This window comes from Microbacterium sp. SORGH_AS_0454 (assembly GCF_031453395.1).
Taxonomy (GTDB): domain Bacteria; phylum Actinomycetota; class Actinomycetes; order Actinomycetales; family Microbacteriaceae; genus Microbacterium.
On record NZ_JAVIYS010000001.1, the window covers coordinates 978,020 to 994,358 of the forward strand.

At 71.2% G+C, this 16,339-nt stretch carries 13 protein-coding genes and 1 pseudogene; 6 read left to right on the forward strand and 8 right to left on the reverse strand.

Annotated elements, in window-relative coordinates; all coding sequences use genetic code 11:
* Positions 1-97 precede the first annotated feature (97 nt).
* A complete protein-coding gene (locus QE454_RS04465) occupies positions 98-5,593 on the reverse strand; it encodes an alpha-L-arabinofuranosidase C-terminal domain-containing protein (protein ID WP_307457681.1) in 5,496 nt (1,831 codons plus the stop codon).
* 409 nt (positions 5,594-6,002) lie between these two features.
* Here QE454_RS04465 and QE454_RS17235 point away from each other — a divergent pair.
* The 3 genes and pseudogenes from QE454_RS17235 to QE454_RS04480 all read left to right on the forward strand — a co-directional run.
* Positions 6,003-6,332, forward strand: a pseudogene (locus tag QE454_RS17235) (alpha-lytic protease prodomain-containing protein); the annotation flags it as partial.
* Positions 6,333-6,477: 145 nt separating this feature from the next.
* The gene (locus tag QE454_RS04475; protein WP_309668538.1) at positions 6,478-6,981 is read left to right on the forward strand and encodes a S1 family peptidase; all 504 of its coding nucleotides are present in this window, start codon (positions 6,478-6,480) and stop codon (positions 6,979-6,981) included.
* Between the two features lie 67 nt (positions 6,982-7,048).
* Complete coding sequence (locus QE454_RS04480) at positions 7,049-8,026, forward strand: acetylxylan esterase (RefSeq protein ID WP_307457675.1); 978 nt, start codon at positions 7,049-7,051, stop codon at positions 8,024-8,026.
* Positions 8,027-8,105: 79 nt separating this feature from the next.
* Here QE454_RS04480 and QE454_RS04485 read toward each other — a convergent pair whose 3' ends face one another.
* Positions 8,106-8,666 (reverse strand): acyl-CoA thioesterase, encoded by a 561-nt coding sequence (locus QE454_RS04485; protein ID WP_267788389.1) that lies wholly within the window; start codon positions 8,664-8,666, stop codon positions 8,106-8,108.
* A 142-nt stretch (positions 8,667-8,808) separates the two neighbouring features.
* Between QE454_RS04485 and QE454_RS04490 the strand changes: the two genes are divergently transcribed.
* Positions 8,809-9,315 carry a GNAT family N-acetyltransferase gene (locus QE454_RS04490; RefSeq protein WP_267788390.1) on the forward strand — a complete coding sequence of 169 codons (507 nt, stop codon included), beginning with the start codon at positions 8,809-8,811 and terminating at the stop codon, positions 9,313-9,315.
* 1 nt (position 9,316) lies between these two features.
* Positions 9,317-10,099, forward strand: a complete 783-nt coding sequence (gene cofE / locus QE454_RS04495; RefSeq protein ID WP_307457672.1) for a coenzyme F420-0:L-glutamate ligase — start codon at positions 9,317-9,319, stop codon at positions 10,097-10,099.
* Between the two features lie 142 nt (positions 10,100-10,241).
* On the opposite strand, the gene QE454_RS04500 is transcribed toward cofE, so the two are convergent.
* From QE454_RS04500 to QE454_RS04510, 3 genes are read right to left on the reverse strand one after another with little or no spacing between them, the layout of a single operon-like run.
* The gene (locus tag QE454_RS04500; protein WP_307457668.1) at positions 10,242-10,838 is read right to left on the reverse strand and encodes an energy-coupling factor transporter transmembrane component T; all 597 of its coding nucleotides are present in this window, start codon (positions 10,836-10,838) and stop codon (positions 10,242-10,244) included.
* Positions 10,832-11,536, reverse strand: coding sequence for an energy-coupling factor ABC transporter ATP-binding protein (locus QE454_RS04505; RefSeq protein WP_373459397.1), 705 nt, complete (start codon positions 11,534-11,536; stop codon positions 10,832-10,834). Before QE454_RS04505 ends, QE454_RS04500 begins: the two co-directional genes overlap by 7 nt.
* Positions 11,533-12,129: a biotin transporter BioY gene (locus QE454_RS04510; protein ID WP_307457665.1), complete on the reverse strand. Its 597-nt coding sequence runs from the start codon at positions 12,127-12,129 to the stop codon at positions 11,533-11,535. The genes QE454_RS04505 and QE454_RS04510 overlap by 4 nt, the downstream gene beginning before the upstream one ends.
* A 65-nt stretch (positions 12,130-12,194) precedes the next feature.
* On the opposite strand from QE454_RS04510, the gene QE454_RS04515 reads away from it, so the two are divergent.
* Entirely contained in the window at positions 12,195-12,764 is a 570-nt protein-coding gene (locus QE454_RS04515) for a TetR/AcrR family transcriptional regulator C-terminal domain-containing protein (RefSeq protein WP_307457663.1), read from the forward strand.
* Between the two features lie 127 nt (positions 12,765-12,891).
* Here the strand turns inward: QE454_RS04515 and QE454_RS04520 are convergent, their stop codons facing one another.
* The 3 genes from QE454_RS04520 to QE454_RS04530 form a co-directional block, all read right to left on the reverse strand.
* Positions 12,892-14,307 carry a cytochrome b/b6 domain-containing protein gene (locus tag QE454_RS04520; protein WP_307457660.1) on the reverse strand — a complete coding sequence of 472 codons (1,416 nt, stop codon included), beginning with the start codon at positions 14,305-14,307 and terminating at the stop codon, positions 12,892-12,894.
* Positions 14,308-14,487: 180 nt separating this feature from the next.
* Positions 14,488-15,453 carry an electron transfer flavoprotein subunit alpha/FixB family protein gene (locus QE454_RS04525; RefSeq protein ID WP_307457656.1) on the reverse strand — a complete coding sequence of 322 codons (966 nt, stop codon included), beginning with the start codon at positions 15,451-15,453 and terminating at the stop codon, positions 14,488-14,490.
* Positions 15,453-16,229, reverse strand: a complete 777-nt coding sequence (locus tag QE454_RS04530) for an electron transfer flavoprotein subunit beta/FixA family protein (protein ID WP_307457653.1) — start codon at positions 16,227-16,229, stop codon at positions 15,453-15,455. Before QE454_RS04530 ends, QE454_RS04525 begins: the two co-directional genes overlap by 1 nt.
* Positions 16,230-16,339: the final 110 nt, after the last annotated feature.

Here is a 16,339-nt window from a genome sequence, read left to right on the forward strand (position 1 = left end):
GGTCACCTCACGGCGGCCGGGGCATCGTCTTTGCCAGTCCCCTGTTCGGGATGCCGCGGTCGCCTTGCGACGGCCGGGGCATCGTTCGACTCCGTCGTCAGCTGATCGCCCGGCGGCGGCGCTTCAGGGCCGCCCCGACCAGGACCGCGAGCAGTCCCAGGGCGAGGGCCGCGCCCGAGACCGCACCACCGGTCACCGCAAGCGGTGCCGCGCTCGAATCTGCGGCGTCGTCCCGAGCCGGGGGAACGACGGGGGTGGTGCCCGTGGCGGCAGCCGCGACCTCGATACCCACCGCGGCCTCGACGCCGCCGATGCGCGCGATCACCCGGTGGACGCCCGCGGGGCTGTCCGAGGGGAGCGTGACGTTCACGAGGAACGCCCCGGCGGCGTCGGTGCGGACCGTGCCCAGCTGGACCGGAGTGGAGCGCAGTTCGAGCTCACCGTCGGCGTTCGCCGGCCAGCCCGTGCCCGACACGGTGATGACCCCGCCGGCGGTGAGGTCGCCCGAGACCGACAGAGTCGGGTCTCCCGCGCTCGCGCCGACAGAGGTCGATCCGATCCCGCTGACGTTGCCGGCCACGTCCACCGCCCGGTACGACACGGTGGTCACGCCCGCACCGACGCTCGCGACCGCCCGCTCCCCGGACGCGGTCGTCCAGGCCGCTGCGTCGCCGACGCGGTACTCCAGGCGCGCGACTCCCGACCCGCTGTCGCTCGCGAGGAGTGTCACCGTGCGGGCCGCGGCATCCACCGTCGCCGTCGTCGCCGGGGCGGCGCGATCGATCCTCACCGCCGCGGTCACCGACTCCGAGACGTTGCCCGCGGCGTCCGTCGCGCGGAACGCGAGGTTCCACGTCCCCTCCGCCGGGGTCACCGCGCCGGTGTACGTCGCCCAGGTCGTCCCCCCGTCGGCGCTGAACTCGAGGCGCGGCGCCGGGTCGAGGTCGTCGGTCGCCGAAGCCGTGATCGTCGGCTGCGACACGTACCACCCGTCGGCTCCATCGGGCGAGATCGGATCGGCCGTCACGGCCACCGTGGGCACCGTCTTGTCGGCCGGACGCGTGTGCATCCGCACGAACGTGACCGAGTACGGCTCGAACGACTGCGTGAAACTGCTCGAGACCGGCATCCGCGAGGTCTTCGGAGCCACGGGCGTCGATGTCGCCGTGTTCAGCGCCGTCGGAGCCGCCTGCAGGGTCGTCACGTCCGCGGTCGGGAGCACCGTGAGCCCTCCGAGATCGACCTTCGTCACCGCCGCCTTGGCCTGGGCGTTGACGACCTTCAGGATCACATCTCCCGTTGACTCGTCCTTCGTCATGACCTGGGCGAAAGGCTCGACCGCCGTGTTGGAGAACTGGCCCTGCTGCACGCCGTCGGCGAAGAGCGTCACCTGCGCGCCCCGTACCTGCACGCGCAGGTCATAGGTCCGACCGGTCTCGACGCGGGGGGTGCCCGTATCGGCGACGATCGATTTCGCCCCGTCCACGGCCTTCTCCACGACGCTGCGGGTGTTCCCCCACCCGCCGAGGTTCCACCAGAGGTAGTCGGCCGACCCCTTCACGCCGAAGCCCACGAGGAAGCCCTCGGCGCCGGCGAGCTTGGTGGCCTTGAGCGAGACGTCGTAGTCGGTGGCGGTCAGTGCGGGACCGGCGACCAGCGTGTTGTTCGCCGTCGTCGACGACTGCACGTAGCTGCCGTCGGCGGCCGACCACGATCCGGCGCCCGCGAGCTTCGTCCACCCGTCATCGTTCTTGTCGGCGAAATCGTCGGAGAAGAGCGTCTTCCCATCGGGCGTCGTGACCTTCACGTCGTCGTAGCGGGCGGAGGTGCTCCACGTCGACAGACCCACGGCACCGGAGACAGCGGTGGATGCCAGATCCCCGCCCGCCGTGGTCGGAACGACCCGGTCGCCGACATTCCTCATGAAGAGCTTCTGCACCTCGTAGTTCGCCGAGCCCCACACCTGGTCGCGGTCGAACCAGATGAGGTCGGGGCTCCACTGCACGTTGCTGGTGTCGGCCAGCAGCGGCGCGTACGACGCCATCTTGACCACGTCGGCGTTGCGCTCGAGGCCCGTCATGTACGCGGCCTCGGAGAGAGCGTTCGCGAACCGGTTGTCACGCGAGGCGTACTCACCGATCCACACCTTGGGTCCGCCCCGGTCGTACGAGTCGTACCGCTGGTTGTGCGAGAGGAACCACGAGGGGTCGCGGTAGTAGTGCTCGTCGACCATGTCGACCTTCTCGGCCCTGTTCTGCTCCCAGTGCTTCTCGAAGCTCGCGCCCTCGGCGTCGGGGCCCGAGTTGCTGATCAGGATCATGTCGGGGTACTTCGCCGTGATGGCATCCCGGAACTGCACGAAGTTCGCCATGAACGCCTCGGGGTAGTTCTCCTCGTTGCCGATCTCGATGCGGTCGAGCGCGAAGGGGGCGGGGTGGCCCATGTCGGCACGGAGCTTGCCCCACGTCGTCGTCACGTCGCCCTTGGCGAACTCGATGAGGTCGAGGGTGTCCTGGATGTGGCGCTGGAGCAGGGCCGGGTCTGTCGGCTGGAGGGCCTGACCGCAGCCGTTCATCAGGGCCGGCACGTCGGGGACGGGCTTGGCGCCGATGTCTTCCGCGAACTGGAAGTACTCGTAGTACCCCAAGCCCAGCGACTGGTTGTAGCCCCAGAAGTTGGCGTTGGTGGCTCGGGTCTCGACCGGGCCGACGCTGTCCTTCCACTGGTACGACCGGGCGCGCTCCCAGTTCGAGTCGGCCGAGTAGTCCTCGTGGCTGTTGACGTTGACGATGCAGCCGCCGGGGAAGCGCACGAACTTGGGGTGGAGGTCGGCGATCTTCTGCGCGACGTCCTTGCGCAGGCCGTTCTCGCGGCCCTTGAAGGTGTCGCGCGGGAACACCGAGACCTCGTCGAGCCGGAGCGTTCCCGCCCCTGCCGCCTGCACGAGCACGCGCGCGGCGTCGGTCGTGGCCGTCGCCGTCACGGAGCCGCGGTACTTCACCCAGCCGTCTCCGCCCACGGTCGCGGTGAAGGGGTTCGACAGCACCGTACCGTCGGCGGAGCGCAGCGCGAGCGAGACGGGGGTACCGCTGGTCGCGGTGGTGCGCGCCCAGAACGACACGTCGTAGACGCCGTCCTTCGTCAGCGCGACTCCGGTGTCGAAGCCCGCGTTCTCGACGCCGTACGTGCCCGCGCCGCTGTTCAGATCGAGCTGCAGGTAGGTGCGGTTGCGCTCGTTCATGCGCTCGTCGTCGTTGACCGGCTTCGCCGATCCCGCACCGCCGCCGAGCGCCACCGGCGTCCACGCCGTCATCCCGGTGAAGCCGCGGTTGTCGACGGGCAGGAACTCGAACGAGCGGTTGCGCACGAGCTCGGCGTACAGGCCGCCGTCCGCGGCGTTGTTGATGTCCTCGAAGAAGACGCCGTACATCGCGTCGTCGATCTCGGCGCCGTCCGTGTTCGGGTCGGCCGTGATCGAGTAGTCCGCGGTCTCGTCCGTCGGGTACGCCGCGAGCAGCCGCTGCTGCTCCGCCGCGGTGATCGGCAGGACGGTTCCGTGCCGCGGACGCGCCGGGAGGGTGGCATCCAGGACCGATGTCCAATTTCCGGACGCGATGTCTCGGGTCTCGAACATCATGTAGCCCTGACCGCCGTGGTAGCTCGGTTGGTCGATGAGCATGTACCAGTGACCGGCCTCGGCGTTGTCGGGGAACACCGTGGGTCCCTCGCCGTTGGTGAACGTCCCGCCCCAGGGGTTGGGCTGACCGACGCCGATCTGCTCCTTCACGAGCTGCCAGCCGGGGCTGGAGGTCGGGGTGGGAAGGGAGCCGGATACGGTCGCGGTGAGCGAGGTCGAGCGCTCCTGGCGCACGGTCATCGACGCTTCGTCTTTGATGAAGCGGTAGTACGTGTCGCCGTCGCGCACGACGGTGGCGTCGATCGTGCCCTTACCCGCGCCGCGCTGGACGTCGACCCACGGCTGCGGCTCGCTGAAGGTGACGAAGTCGCGCGTGGTGACCATCATCATGCGGTTGTAGGTGTCCGATGCCTTCCGGCCCGCGGTGGACGCGCTCGGGTACAGGTTCGATGCCCAGTAGACGACGTACTCACCGCGGTCGGCGTCCCACGTGGCTTCGGGGGCCCAGGTGTTGCCGGCCAGCTCGCTCGACACGGTGATCTGCCGGAGCGGGCTCCAGGTCGCGAGGTCGTCGGACTGCCAGACATTGAGCGTGCGGCTGCCGACCTCCTGTGCGCGGCCGAAGTCGCCGTTGTAGAGGTCGTACATGTTCAGGTCGGTCGACAGCATGTAGAAGCGGTCACCGTCGGGCGAACGCATCACGAAGGGGTCGCGGATGCCCTTCTCGCCCTGGTCCGAGGTGAGCACGGGCTGGCCGTCGTTCAGGGTCAGCCAGCTCTTCGGGTCGTTCCCGCGGCTCGTGGCGAACGAGATCTCCTCGTCCGTTGTCGTGCTCTCACCGGTGAAGAACGGGAAGAAGTAGCCCTCGAGCTTCTGCTGCGCGGGCTTCGGCTGGACGACCAGGTCGAAGGTGCGCGTGGTCTCGCTCGACCCCTTCGCGACCGTCGCGGTGAGCGTCACGGTGACGGCCGCCGACCCGGTGGCCGGCCGCGCGACCTCGCCGGTCGGGGTCACGACCTGCGCGTTCGACGACGACCACGCCACCGATGTGCCGTTCGACCCGACCGTGGGCAGCGTCACGTTGCCGCGCACGTCGTCGGCATCCGGGATCGAGAGGGCCTTCGCGGCGGTGTCGACGTCCTGCGCGTTCGTCGGTGTGCCCTGCGCGACGAGCGCCTTGACGTCGTCGTCGCTGAGCGCGCTGTCGAAGATCGCGACATCGCGCACGCCGCCCTTCCACACGCGATCGGGATAGGACGAACGACCGATGTAGCCCACGAGACCGGAGCCGAAGTCGGCGATCGAACGCGAGGTGGCGACCGTGCCGATCTTCGTCTCTCCCAGGTAGGAGGTGATCGAGGTGGGCGTGATCACCGTGGTGTACAGCGCCCATTCGGACGTCGAGGAAGGACCCGGGATGCCGCGGGTGCCGTCAGTCGGAGCGATCCCGCGCTCGAGGGTCCAGGGCTGGGCGATCCGCGGCCCGTCGGTGAGGACCGACTTGACCTGACCGGCCGGATTGGCGGGGTTGAGCAGCCAGTACTGCTGGGGGAGGTTCTCTGTGGTGCCGAAGAACATCGCGGCCTGGTTGCCGGAGCCGGTGCGGTCCTGCAGCCACGCCGAGACGGTGACGGTGCTCTTGCCGTCGAACAATCCCTTCGGCAGCTCGACGTACGCCGCCGACGAACCCGCCGCGCCGCCGGGGAGCGACAGGGCGTCACCCTCGACCGTCGCCCCGGCGCCGACGACGGTCGCATCGCGACCGTGACCCGAGGCATCGGGAACGACGGTGCCCGAGGTGGCGGCGAAGTCGTACGACGCCAGCGGCGCGGGCAGCGGTGCCGCCGACGCGGCGGCACCCGGAACGAGGCCGGTCAGAACGACGACGGCGGCTGCGGCGATCGCGCCCGCGCGTCGAATCCGTCCCCCGGGCAGATGGGGTCGTGACAGCACCATGATCGTCCTCCTCGACGATGGGTGGCCGGCTGACAGCCGGCGTGCAGCGGCGCTGAATGTGAGCGCTCACTATGAGTAGTGTCTGAGATTCCCAACTGCAAAGTCAACGCATGAATGCGTCACTTTGTGCGTTTCGAGCGGTCGATGTGAAGCTTCACAGAAGTAACAGGCAACTGAAAGAAAGCTGGGCGACTGCGTTTTACGGCCACAACGATGTTTTACTTCCGGCGGGTACCCACACCATTTATCCCCCTGGATGGAAGGTCACTCCGTGAACCGCATATCGAAAATGACCGTGGGCGCGTCCGCCCTCGGGCTGATCCTCGTCTCGGCGGCCGCAGCGCCCGCACTGGCCCAACCGTCACCCGCCGCGTCCTCCCCCTCCTCCGAGACGCAGCTGCTCGATGCCATGGCCGAAGCCCTCGGCACCGACGTCGCCGGCGCGCAGGACGTCCTGCGCTTCCAGGCCGACGCCGCCACCCTCACGGCCGATGCGTCGGCTGTCGCCGGCGACGCCTACGCCGGTTCGTGGATCGATGAGAGCAGCCGCACCGTCTACGCCGCCGCGACCAGCGAGGCCGCCCGCGCCCTCGTCGCGAACGCCGGTGCCGTTCCGGTCGCGGCCGAGCACTCGCTGAACGAGCTCGAGGATGTCACCGCGCGTATCAGCGCCGCAGACCGCCCCGCCGGGGTCGCCTCCTGGCACGTCGACGTCGCGGCCAACGACGTCGTCGTCGAGGCCCTCCCGGGCTCGGAGGCCAGCGTGACCACCTTCGTGACCGGCCTCGGCGTCGACGCCGACGCGGTGCGCGTCGAGACGGCCGGCGGCACGCCGCAGACCTTCGACGACCTGCGCGGCGGCATCGCGTATTACATCTCGAACCATGTACCGCTGCTCGATCGGCTTCGGTGTCGTGGGCGGCTTCGTCACCGCCGGCCACTGCGGCAGCCAGGGCGAGAGTACGAACTACGGCACCTTCGCGGGCTCGTCGTTCCCCGACAACGACTACGCCTGGGTCTCCACCCCGAATCACAACCCCCTGGGCGAGGTCGTCGACTGGTCGGGCGGCAACGTGGCGGTCAAGGGTTCCACGCCCGCCCCCGTCGGAGCGACGGTCTGCCGGTCCGGGTCGACCACCGGATGGCACTGCGGCGAGATCCTGGCCTACGACACATCCGTGCAGTACGGCAGCGACACCGTCAACGGTCTCATCGAGACCACCGTGTGCGCCGAGCCCGGCGACTCGGGCGGTTCGCTCCTCGCCGGTGATCAAGCCCAGGGCGTGACCTCCGGCGGATGGGGCGACTGCAGCAGTGGTGGGCAGACCTGGTTCCAGCCGGTGAACGAGATCCTCGACGCCTACGGCCTCACCCTGCTCACGAACTGAGCACGCGCAACGCCCCGATCGCCCTCGTGGAGTCGGGGCGTTGCCGTGCCCGCTACTGTCGATGTCCATGGCCGTGACCTTCACCGACATGCCACTCGACCTGCTGCGCGAGTACCGCCCATCCCTGGTGGAGCCCGCGGGTTTCGACGACTTCTGGAGCGAGACCCTGACCACGGCCCGGGAGTCCGCCCGCCCCGCGTCCCTCACCCCTGTCGAGGCCCCCGTCAGAGCGCTGAGCGTTCACGATCTGACGTTCACCGGCTTCGCGGGTGACGAGATCCGCGGCTGGGTCGTGCGGCCGCACGGCGACGAGGTCCTCCCCGCCGTCGTCGAGTACATCGGCTACGGCGGCGGCCGTGGGCTGCCCGGCGAGAAGCTGTCGTGGGCGGCCGCCGGATACGTCCACGTCATCATGGACACGCGCGGCCAGGGATCCACCTGGAGCAACGGCGACACCCCCGACCCGCACGGCTCGGCGGCTGCGTTCCCCGGTGTCATGACGCGCGGCATCCTCGACCCTCGCGACTACTACTACCGCCGCCTCTACACCGACGCCGCACGTCTCGTCGATGTGGTGCGCGAGCTCCCCGGCGTCGATCCCTCGCGCGTGGCCGTCACCGGGGGCAGCCAGGGCGGGGCGCTGTCGATCGCGGCGGCCGCCCTCAGCGGCGATGCGGTGGCGGCGGTCATGCCCGACGTGCCGTTCCTGTGCGACATCCCGAACGCGATCGTCCGCACGCCGTCGGCACCCTTCACCGAGATCACGCGCTACCTGTCGGTGCATCGCGACGACGCCGAGCGCGCGCTGCACACCCTCTCGCACATCGACGGCGCCATCCACGCGCGCCGCATCAGCGCGCCCGCCTACTTCTCCGTCGGCTTCATGGACGACATCGTTCTACCGTCCGGAGTGTTCGCGGCGTTCCACGCACTCGCCTCCGACGACGCAGCGATCGAGGAGTACACCTACAACGGCCACGAGGGCGGCGGCCACCGCCACTGGATGCGCCAGGTCGCCTGGCTCGACGCGCGCTTGGGCCGGTAGGGCCGGTCTTCAGCACCGGTGACCCCGACCCCGCGTCTCGACTGCGCCGCGCCCTGCCGCGCGTAGGAGGGGTGAACCCTCACCCCCACACGCTGGGCGCCGGACGCTTCGTCGAGGGCAGCGCCGAACCGGCGGCCCAGTCGTGCACCCACGACTCGATGTCGGGCAGCCCCTCGGGGCGCCCGACGGCGGCGAACAGCTCGTCGTGCGGGACCGTGCCGCCGGTACGGCGGAGGATGCGGGCACGGATCATCGCCCGGGCATAGATCTCGCCCCTCACCAGCGCGCGGTGCTCGAGGTAGACGGCGCGATCGTCGTGCCCGATGAGACGGGTCTCGAGCACGAACCGCTGCCCGAGCTCGAGGGAGCGACGGAACGTGATGGTCTCGGCGGCGACCACCGCGTACCAGCCCTGCTTCGTCATCGCGGCGAGCAGACCGGTGCGGGTCAGCAAATCCCACCGCCCGAGGTCGAACAGCGACAGGTACCGCCCGTTGTTCAGGTGGCGCAGCAGATCGATGTCGGTGGGCAGGACGCGGATCGACACGCGGGCCACGGTGTTCGGATCGATGGGACCTTCGCGACGAAGACGACGGCGGGCACGAGCGAGCACCAGCAGGGTGCGCCAGAGGACGTTCACGAGGGGCGAGCGTAGCGATCCGACCACGGATCGGCGATCCCGTTGTAGACGAGCGACAAGGTGGCCAGCTCGCCGTATAGCGCATCCGAGAGCCGGAGCGCCTCGATTTCACCCGCGACGAGCGCCCGCGTAGAGTCGCGCCATGACTGCGGAAGCCCGAACCGACATCGTCGTCCGTCCGGTAAGAGACGTGGATGCCGAGGCCCTCGGCCGCGTGCACGCGACCTGCTGGCACGAGACCTACGACCACCTGATCAGCAAGGCCGCCCTCGAGGCCGTCTCGCCTCGCCGCATGGCAGAACTCTGGACCCACTGGGCCTCCCAGGGCGAGGATTACCGCATGCACGCGGCCCTCGTCGACGGCGAGATCGTCGGTTTCGTCGGCTCGGGCCCGGCGCGCGACGACGACGCTCCGCGCGAGCGCGAGCTGTACTTCATCTACCTGCTCGACGCTTACCACGGCACCGGTATCGGCCAGCAGCTGTTCGACGCCGCGATCGACGACGGTGAGGGCGTGTACCTCTGGGTCGCCGATGACAACCCCCGCGCGCACCGCTTCTACACGCGCAACGGCTTCACCCTCGACGGCGCCTCGCAGGTGCAGCCCTTCCTCGGTGAGGAGCTCACCGAGGTGCGCTTCGTCCGCTGACGTGCTGCAGATCTGGGCCCTCGACGGCATTCCCGAGATCACCGCGGGCGACGACCTCGTCCGGGTGATCCTGGATGCCACGACCGAACCCCTGCGTGACGGTGTCGACGGGTCGCTCCGCGACGGCGACATCGTGGTCGTCACCAGCAAGATCGTGTCGAAGGCCGAGGGCCGGATCATCCACGCCGCGGACCGCGAGGACGCCATCACGCGCGAGACCGTGCGGCTCGTGGCATCGCGCACCTCCCCCACCGGTCACGTGACGCGGATCGTCGAGAACCCCCTGGGGATCGTCTCGGCCGCCGCCGGCGTCGACGCGAGCAACACCCCCGAGGGCACCGTGCTGCTGCTGCCGATCGACCCCGACGCCTCCGCGCGCGCCTTGGCGACCGGGCTGCGCGCCGCGACCGGGGCCCACGTCGGCGTCCTGATCACCGACACGCTCGGCCGCGCCTGGCGCGAGGGCCAGACCGATCACGCGATCGGGGCCGGCGGCATCCACGTGTTCGAAGATCTCCGCGGAACGGTGGATGCCGAGGGCCGCCCCCTCGTCGTGACCCTGCCCTGCGTGGCCGACGAGATCGCCGCGGCCACCGACCTCGTCAAGGGCAAGGCCGCGCGCCGCCCCGTGGCGGTCGTGCGCGGCCGCGGCGACCTGGTGGGAGAGCTCGACCTGCCCGGAGCCCGCTCGATCGTGCGCGATCCCGCGCGGGACATGTTCCGTCAGGGAGCCGACGAGGCCTATGCCGAGGGCTTCGCCGCCGGGCGGACCGCCGCGGGCTGACGCGGCGAGTCATCGCGCGGGGTACTGACGCCGCGGTCGCCTCGTCCGCGCCTTGCCACCGCTCTCGCACGTCGAGACCGCAACCGTTCGGCGAAGAGGACGCATCGCACCGACGGTGGGCGCCCGCGGTCTCGACGCCGACTCAGCGCACCCCGCGGGCGGCGAGGGCCTCGCCGAGCTGGTCGGCGTGCCGAAGCGACAGCACGAGGAACGGCACGATCGAGAGTCGCAGCGAGGGCCGCACACCGCGGGCCCGCTGCGCCTCGCGCACCTCGGCAGCCCGTCGCGCCAGCACCGGCACGGTCGTGACCGTGACGGCGAGCAGCAGCACTGCGCGCTCGGCATCGCCTCCGACCCGCCGCAGCGGGGCGAGTCCTCGCTCGAGGGCGTCGAGCAGCTCGTCCGCGCGCGTCGTCAACGGCAGCAGGGCCGCGATCAGCAGCGCCGCCGTCACGCGCGCGGTGTTCGCGACGGCGGGTTCGATGCCGAGGAAGAGCAGTTGCCCCGCCGCGGTGACGACGACGATCCATCGCAGGGCCCAGGTCTGTCTGGCCAGCTCCCGAGCCCCCAGAGCCGACACCGCGTAGCAGGCCCCCGCCACCGCCGCCGCGACCCCCGCGGCCCACAGGGTGGTCGGCAGCACCGCCACCGCGAGGGCGAGCACCGCGACCGCCAGCATCTTCGGGCCGGCGGGGAGCCGATGCAACACCCCCGTCCCCGGCCGATACACGGTCAGCACGTCAGCGACCGCTCATAGCGATCGACGATCCCGGATGCCGCGCCGGCGGCGAGCACGCGACCGTCCGCGAAGAGCACCGCGGCTTCGCATCGTCGTGCGAGGGCGAGATCGTGGGTGACGACGAGCGCGCGGTGGCGTCCGTCTCCGAGCAGATGGTCGGCCACCCGGCGGGCGTTGCGTGCGTCGAGGAGGGCCGTGGGCTCGTCGGCGACGACCAGCGCGGGGTCGCGCACGAAGGCGCCGCAGAGCGCGAGCAGTTGCTTCTGCCCACCGGACAGGTCCGAGGCGGGACGGTCCGCGAGGTCGGTGAGACCGAACCGTTCGAGGGCCGCGGCCACGCGCGCCGCCCGCTCGGGCTTCGGCAGGCGCTCGGGACGCAGCGAGAAGGCGACGTCATCGGACACGACCGGCATCACGATCTGCGCGTCGGGGTTGCTCAGCACGAGGGCGATGCGGCGGCGGTGGGTCGCGGCATCCGTCGCCGGATCCGCCCCGAGCACCTCGAGCGCGCCCGAGGACCGGGGCACGAGCCCCGCGACGACGCGGGCGAAGGTCGACTTGCCGGAGCCGTTGTCGCCGATCACGGCGATCGTGCGGGCATCGAGGTCGAGGGTCACGTCGCGGAGGACGTCTCGGCCGTCGAGGCGTGCGGCCAGGCGAGAGCAGCGGACGGTTCCTCCGCGGATCGTCGGCCTCACGCGCGGGCGATCGCCGCGGGGCGCACCGGAGCGCCCCAGTCACGCCGGAAGCCCCGCGGGTAGGCGCGGACGAGGGTCGAGACCACGACGGTCGCGAGAGCGGCCTTGAGCAGGTCGCCGGGGACGAAGACCAGGCTCGACAGCGCCGTCTCACCGAGCGGCAGCCGGGTCACGAGACTCTGCACGGGGATGCCGACGGCGTAGATCGCGACGATCCCGCCCGAGACCATGGCCAGACCCGTACGCCAGACGACGGGCCGCCGTCCGCCCGCGTGCACCACGAGGCCGATGACCGCCGCCCCGAGGATCCACCCCAGCGCGTAGCCCGCCGTGGGGCCGAAGAAGACCGCGATGCCACCGCGTCCGCCCGCGAGCAGCGGGAAGCCCACCGCGACGAGGGCGAGCAGCACCGTGACCGAGAGGGCGCCGAGCGCCGGGCCGAGGACGGCACCCGCGATCATGACCCCGAGGGTCTGTGCGGTGATCGGCACGCCGCCGAAGACCGGGAAGCTCCCGGGGAGCCCGAGAACAGCGATGAGGGCGGCGAAGACGGCCACGCGGGCGAGGTCGGTGGCATCGAGGGAGCGGCGCATGGGGGCCTTTCGGAGCGGGTACCTGAACACTGTTCACCTGAACGGCGTTCACTATACTCAGGCTCATGGCACCGCGAGGACATACGGCCGACGACGTCGCGAGCACCGCCCTACGGATCCTCGACGACCACGGCCTCCCCGACCTGACGATGCGTCGCCTCGCAACCGCCCTCGACGTGCAGGCCAGCGCCCTGTACTGGCACTTCCCGAACAAGCAGTCCCTGCTCGCGGAGCTGTCCGATCGGATCGTGGGGCGCATGGCATCCGGCACCTCCGACGACCTCCGCTCTCGGGCCGGCGCCCTGCGCGATGCCCTGCTGGCCTACCGCGACGGCGCCGAGGTCGTCTCGAGCACGCTCGCTCTGGGCCTAGGCTCGACCCTCGCGCTCGACCGACTGACCGAGGCGGTCGCCGCCGACGGCTTCGCCCCCGACACCGCTCGGCGGGTCGCTACCACGGTGCTGCACTACGTCCTCGGGTTCGTCTGGCACGAGCAGCAGCGCCTGCAGTACGACAGCGCCGGGGCCCGAGAGGGAGCACGGGAAACGCCCTTCGCCGCTGCATCCTCCGCGGACGACTTCGCCTTCGGGCTCGACCTCATCGCCGCGGGCCTGCGCGCGAGCGGTCGCGTCTGAGGCCGGAGCGGCCACCAGGGGAGTTGCCGGGACCACCCACGTTCGCCGAGACGACCCGAGATGCCGCGCATCGGCTCGTGATCTGGCCCACCGGCTCGTCATCCCGGGGCGGCGACCCGCGGCAACGTCAGCGCTGCTTGACCTCGCCGAACAGGCGCGCGATCGGCACGAGCACCGCGGGGCGCGCGGCCACCCAGGCCGCGGCCATCACGACGAGGGATGCCGCGAAGATCAGCAATCCGGTGGGATCGCTCACGAACGCCTCGGGATCGACCGCGCCGCGCGCGGCGTACATGTGGTTCAGGTTGCGCAGGGCGCCGGTCGCGAGGACGAGGGCGACGTGCACGATGATGAACGCCACGAAGAAGAGCATCGTGGGGAAGTGCACCTTGCGCGCCCACTCGACCGGGTACAGACGGTTAAGCTTCTCGGCGTTCTTGGGCCACACGCCCGACAGACGCACACCGCTGACGATCGCCAGAGGCGCGGCGACGAAGGTGATCGCGAAGTACGACAGCTGCTGAAGACTGTTGTAGTTCACCCAGCCGTTCTCGGTGGGCCAGTCGAGAGAGGCGTACTGCAGCGCGGCCGAGAGCGCGTTGGGGAAGACCTCCCACGACGTCGGCACGATCCGCATCCACTGCCCGGTGACGAACAGCAGCACCACGAAGACGACGCCGTTCGCCATCCAGAGGATGTCGAGCGCCTGGTGGAACCACAGCGCGAGGCTGATGCGGCGCTTCTTGTTGTTGCGCGGCGACCAGAAGGCCGAGGGCCTCTTCTCCCGGCGTACCTGCCACCCGGTGCGGATGATCAGCAGCAGGAAGAAGCTGTTGAGGAAGTGCGACCAGTTCAGCCACGCCGGAAGCCCCACCGGAGCGGATGCGGGCAGGTGGTACTCGCCCGGGAATGCCGCGAGGAACTCCCGCCCGGGGCCGATCGCGAGCACGAATCGCGCGAGCAGCACGACGATGCCCACGAGAGCGAGTGCGAAGACGCCGAGAACGGCGGTCGATCCGAGCAGTTGGACGGGCGAGTAGTCGCCGAGGGCGGCTGCGCGGGGCTTCGCTCCGGGTACCGCGCGAGTCGCGGAGCGACGGGCCGCGGCGCCGGGCCAGACGGTGCGTGCAACGGTGAGGGGCGGCCGCGGGGCCGGGTGCGCGAGGGCCCCGGGCGCCTCGGCCGGGGGCACGGGCACCGAGGTCGCGCCGATCGCGCCGTCAGCCGGCTCGGCGGGGGCTGTCACCGCAGACGCCCCAGCGGATTCGGACGCGTGCACCGGACCCGGACGCGACGGCGCCTCCGACCCGATTCCGCTGCGCACGCCCGAATCCGACGCCGAGCGCACACCGGATGCAGCATCGGATGCCGGAGGCCAGGGCTCCCCGCCGGGCTCGCGCGGCAGACCTCGGCGCACGCCGGTCGCCGCGGCATCCGACGTCACGCTCTGCTGTGCCGGACCGAGCGAAGGGCTCGCGAGCTCGACGGATTCGGACGCGTGCACCGGATCCGGGCGCGACGGTGCCTCCGACCCGATTCCCATGGACGAATTCGAATCCGCTGCGGGCGAGCCGGCGCCGCGCTTCTCGACGGCCGCTGCGGGGCCGTCCGCGTCATCGTGAGGCGAAGACGTCGAGGGCGCGTCCGAGCCCGCGAGCGGCCAGGGCTCCCCACCGGGGACGCGCGGCAGCCCGCGACGCGGAGTGCGGGGTGTGGACGCCATCTACTTCTTGTGAGCCTCGAGCGCGCTGATGAGTTGCGGGACGACGGTGAACAGATCTCCGACGATACCGAAGTCGGCGATGTCGAAGATCGGCGCCTCGGGGTTCTTGTCGATCGCGACGATCGTGCGAGCGGTCTGCATGCCCGCGCGGTGCTGGATCGCACCCGAGATCCCCAGGGCGACGTACAGCCTCGGCGAGACCGACACCCCCGTCTGCCCGACCTGCGCGGTCGCGGGCACGTACCCCGCGTCGACGGCCGCGCGCGAGGCGCCGACGGCAGCGCCCAAGGCGTCGGCGAGCTGCTCGACGAGGGCGAAGTCCTCTTTCGATCCCACGCCCCGGCCCCCGGCGACGACCGTCGCCGCGCCACGCAGCTCCGGCCGGGTCGAGGGAGCGGTCGTCTCGGAGAACGCCTCGACGCGAGCGGAGGGCATCGCGGATGCCGGCGCCTCGAGGTCTCGCACGGCGAGCGGCCGCGCGTCGAGGCGCCCCTCGACCGCCCCGGGCCGCAGGGTCGCGACGAGGGGCCCGAAGGTGGGCGCGCCGTCGACGGCGAAGGCACCGCCGAACACCGAGTGGTGGGCCACCACCCCGAGGTCGTCTCGAGCGACGCCGACGACGTCGGTGGCGAGGGGCAGGCGCAGCCGCACCGCGAGGCGGGCCACCGCATCACGCGATTCGATGGCGTTCGAGGCGAGCACCAGGTCGGGGTTCTCGGCTGCCACGGCGGCCGCGAGCACGTCGACGACCGGGCCGGTCAGGAGGGCGGGGTCCACCTCGGCGGAGAGGACGCGGACCGCCCCGAGCTCCGCGGCCTCCCGGGCGGCGCGGTCGAGCACCCCGGCGGGGGCCGCGATCACCGCGACCGGCTCTCCCGCCGCGTCCGCGGCCACGAGCAGCCCGGGGGACGAGGCCGCCAGCGCTCCGGAGGGCAGCACCTCGAGCAGCACGAGAGCAGTGCTCATCACGCCACCCCCTCGGCCATGAGGAAGGCCGCGAGCTTCTCGCCGGCATCGCCCTCGTCGACGATCTTCGTCCCTGCCTCTCGCGGCGGCCTCTCGGCGACCGACAGCATGATGTACCGGGCCTGCGCCGGGTCTTCGGCCTCGACGCCCAGCTCGACGGCATCCGGGGTCTCGTACGGCTTCTTCTTCGCGGCCATGATGCCCTTGAACGTCGTGAACCGCCCCTCGGGCTGCGCCTCGGTCACCGAGACCACCGCGGGAAGCGACGCCGACACCCGCATCGTCCCGGCATCGCTCACGCGGTCACCGGACACGGTGTCGTCGGTCACCTCGAGATTCGACAGCGCGGTGAGCTGCGGCACGCCGAGCACCTCGGCGACCATCGCCGGAACGACTCCCCCACCGCCGTCGGTGGAGAGGTTGCCCGCGATGACCAGGTCGAACCCCGTGCGCCGGATGGCTGCCGCGAGCACGTCGGCGGTCAACAGCAGGTCGGCACCGCGCAGGGCGTCGTCGACGACGTGCACGGCCGAGGTCGCGCCCATCGCGAGCGCCTTTCGCACGGTCGCCGTGGCCGAGGCCGGAGCCATCGTGAGCGCAACGACCTCGGCGCCGGGGTTCGCGTCGGCGTATGCGAGGGCGGCTTCGACCGCGCGCTCGTCGATCTCGTCGAGCACCGGGGCCGACGCGGCGCGGTCGGAGAGCCCGGTCTCGAGGTCGAGGCGACGCTCGCCCCAGGTATCGGGGACTTCCTTGATCAGCACCACGATCTTCATCGATCATGCTCCTTCGGTGAGAGGACGAATGCCGCCACCCCGCGGCAGCGGCCGGACTCGGGGCGCCGACGGGCTCAGCCGCCGCCGGGCAGCGCGGCCCGCGGGCGAGC